This is a genomic window from Peribacillus sp. NPDC058002 (genome assembly GCF_042886655.1).
GTDB classification, from domain to species: Bacteria; Bacillota; Bacilli; order Bacillales; family DSM-1321; genus Peribacillus; species Peribacillus aracenensis.
The window spans coordinates 1-2,590 of record NZ_JBHVQU010000379.1; the positions used below are offsets into that span (position 1 = coordinate 1).

Annotated in this window: 2 protein-coding genes and 1 pseudogene; all 3 read left to right on the top strand. The window is 40.3% G+C overall.

Translation table 11 applies throughout. From position 1 onward, the window contains the following. Positions 1–633 (top strand): annotated as a pseudogene (locus tag ACFVSH_RS25270) (4-hydroxyphenylacetate 3-hydroxylase N-terminal domain-containing protein); the annotation flags it as partial. A gap of 148 nt (positions 634–781) precedes the next feature. Beyond that, positions 782–1,210 carry a MaoC/PaaZ C-terminal domain-containing protein gene (locus ACFVSH_RS25275; RefSeq protein ID WP_387708500.1) on the top strand — a complete coding sequence of 143 codons (429 nt, stop codon included), beginning with the start codon at positions 782–784 and terminating at the stop codon, positions 1,208–1,210. Between the two features lie 5 nt (positions 1,211–1,215). Continuing rightward, positions 1,216–2,538: a sigma-54 interaction domain-containing protein gene (locus ACFVSH_RS25280; protein ID WP_387708502.1), complete on the top strand. Its 1,323-nt coding sequence runs from the start codon at positions 1,216–1,218 to the stop codon at positions 2,536–2,538. Positions 2,539–2,590: the final 52 nt, after the last annotated feature.

Here is a 2,590-nt window from a genome sequence, read left to right on the forward strand (position 1 = left end):
AAGAAGAAGGAAGACTTGTACGCGGTGCAAAGGTGCTAGCAACCCTGGCACCGATTACAGATGAGGTGATTATCTATTCTTTCCCAGGATTCACACCAGGCGATGAACGTCACGCGGTAGCATTTGCACTGCCGATCGATACGCCTGGACTGCGCATTAATCTGCCGGGAACCAATGCAGGACGGAACACGCTCGATGTTTGACCATCCACTGGCCTCCCGCTATGAGGAAATGGATGCCCTGCTTGTATTCAATGATGTCCTGGTTCCTTGGAATCGTGTCTTCTTATACAACAATGTGGAGGCGGCAAACCGCTTGTATCCAATGACGGGAATCGCAGAACAGCCTGCTCACCAATCAGGCGTACGTGGATATATTAAACTGGCATTTGCCGTTGAAGTAGCTTGTAAAGTGGCAGACTCTATCGGAGTTGATGGATTCCTGCATGTACAGCGTGATTTGGGTGAACTTGTTCAATCCGTCGAAGTCATCCGTTCACTGCTTCGGGTAGCGGAATATGAGTACACGATTAATGATTACGGTGAGGCCCGGCCAAATCCCGATGCATTGGAAACGATTCGCGGCTTCCTTCCGGAGATGTATCCTCGTGCCATCGAAGTTATCCAGACCATTCCCTGACATATAGGCGATTTTTGGTAAATAAAACAATTCACGAGTAAAACCACAAACGAACTCCCATTTTATAGTATTTGATTGGAAAGTTATGTATAGTTAGTATTATATTAAAATTGAATATTCTGAAAAAACAAGGAGCGGTGTTATGAGTTTAACAATCACTGATTTGTTCATTGGCCAGGTTGCTAGTATGCAACGTACATTTAAAGAATCTGACGTAAAATTATGTAATGAATTAACAAAAGACTTCAGTCCGATTTATCAAGTGAATAAAGAAGCATGGAAAAGTAATTTCAGCAAGCCGGTTGTACCTGGTTTGTTAACGGAAGGCCTTATCACTCAAGTGATCAGTGAAAAGCTCCCTGGTAGTGCCTGTATACTTTTACAAAAGGAATTGGTCTTTTATCATCCAGTACATATAGGCGACATGATTTCAGCGGAACTTGAGGTTATCGATATTAATTTGAATAGAGATTGGGTTACGCAAAAGGTGACTTGCTTTAATCAGGCAGGAATTGAAGTCATTAAGGGTCAAGTTGTAATCTTTGTTTTAAGTAATCAAGGTATTAGGTGATGTGAATGGAAAATGTTAAAAACGTCATAAGGAATTGGGGATCAATTGAAGTTGATGAAAATGGAAGAATTATAGGCGCAACTGCTGATTTTTATGAATATTTCATGATGATGCCGACTGATTTGATAGGAAAGTCCATTAAGAGAGTCATTCATACTTCTTCCAACTTTTCTTTGAAAGGTCTTGCCCACAAACATGTGTTTTCTGGTGTGATCAGTGGACACTCTTGTTTTATAAGGGTATTTCGACAAGAAGGTATTACCATTTATACCATAATCATCAGACAAGACGAACTGGAATACAGTGATTTGGTGTATTTTTCCAAATCCTTGGAGAAGAATAAACCCAAGAAAAATTCCGTGGTTCAAAGTCGATATAGCTTCGAAGAGATTGTTGGAAAGAGTAAGGAGATAGAGAGGGTAAAAGAACTTGCCGCCAAAATTGCTACAAGCAGTTCAACAGTACTGCTTACAGGGGAAACGGGAACGGGAAAGGAACTTTTTGCCCAAGCGATCCATAGTTTGAGTACAAGAAAAGCACAGCCATTTGTGCCGGTAAATTGTGCCGCGATTCCAGATGAATTATTTGAATCGGAGATTTTTGGTTATGAAGCTGGCGCTTTTAGCGGGGCGAAAAAAGAAGGTAAGCCTGGAAAAATAGAATTAGCCCAAAATGGTACGTTGTTTTTAGATGAGATTTCTGAATTGCCTTATCAGGCTCAAGGAAAGCTATTACGAGTTTTACAGGAAAGGGAAGTGGAAAGACTAGGGGGGACGGGGACTAAAAATGTTGATATACGTATTATCGCGTCGACGAATAGAGATTTAAGAACCCTTATTCAAGAAGGGAAATTCCGCCAAGATTTATATTATCGACTTTATGTTTTTGAATTGAAAATTCCTACTTTAAGGGAGCGGCACGAAGATATTCTTCCTCTGGCATATCATTTCATCGAGCATTTCAATAACAAGTTAGGGTCCAATGTGAAAGAAATTGATCCTAAACTCCAAGATTGGCTTATCCAATATGATTGGCCTGGTAACATCCGTGAAATCAAAGCGATAATCGAACGCGGAATGAATATCGTAGATGGAGGGACTCTAACTCTGGATTCTTTATATTTTACACCTAATTTCATAATGGAGGTTCCCTCATCGATGGATAATTCTATGTCCGGTACGTTGGATGAAGTTGTAGGTAATGCTGAAAAATCCGCCATTCAGCGAGCATTGAAAGATTCGGAAGGTGATCGTTCTTTAGCAGCTCAAAAGCTGAAAATTCATGTTGCTAGTTTATATAGGAAAATTGCCAAATACAAATTGAAATAGCAGTATCATCCAATGAAATGTAATCAGGGTAACCATTAGGGCACACTTATAA

Coding starts and splice junctions, on each gene's coding strand:
- ACFVSH_RS25275 (WP_387708500.1), top strand. CDS start 782: ATGAGTTTAACAATCACTGATTTGTTCATTGGCCAGGTTGCTAGTATG.
- ACFVSH_RS25280 (WP_387708502.1), top strand. CDS start 1,216: ATGGAAAATGTTAAAAACGTCATAAGGAATTGGGGATCAATTGAAGTT.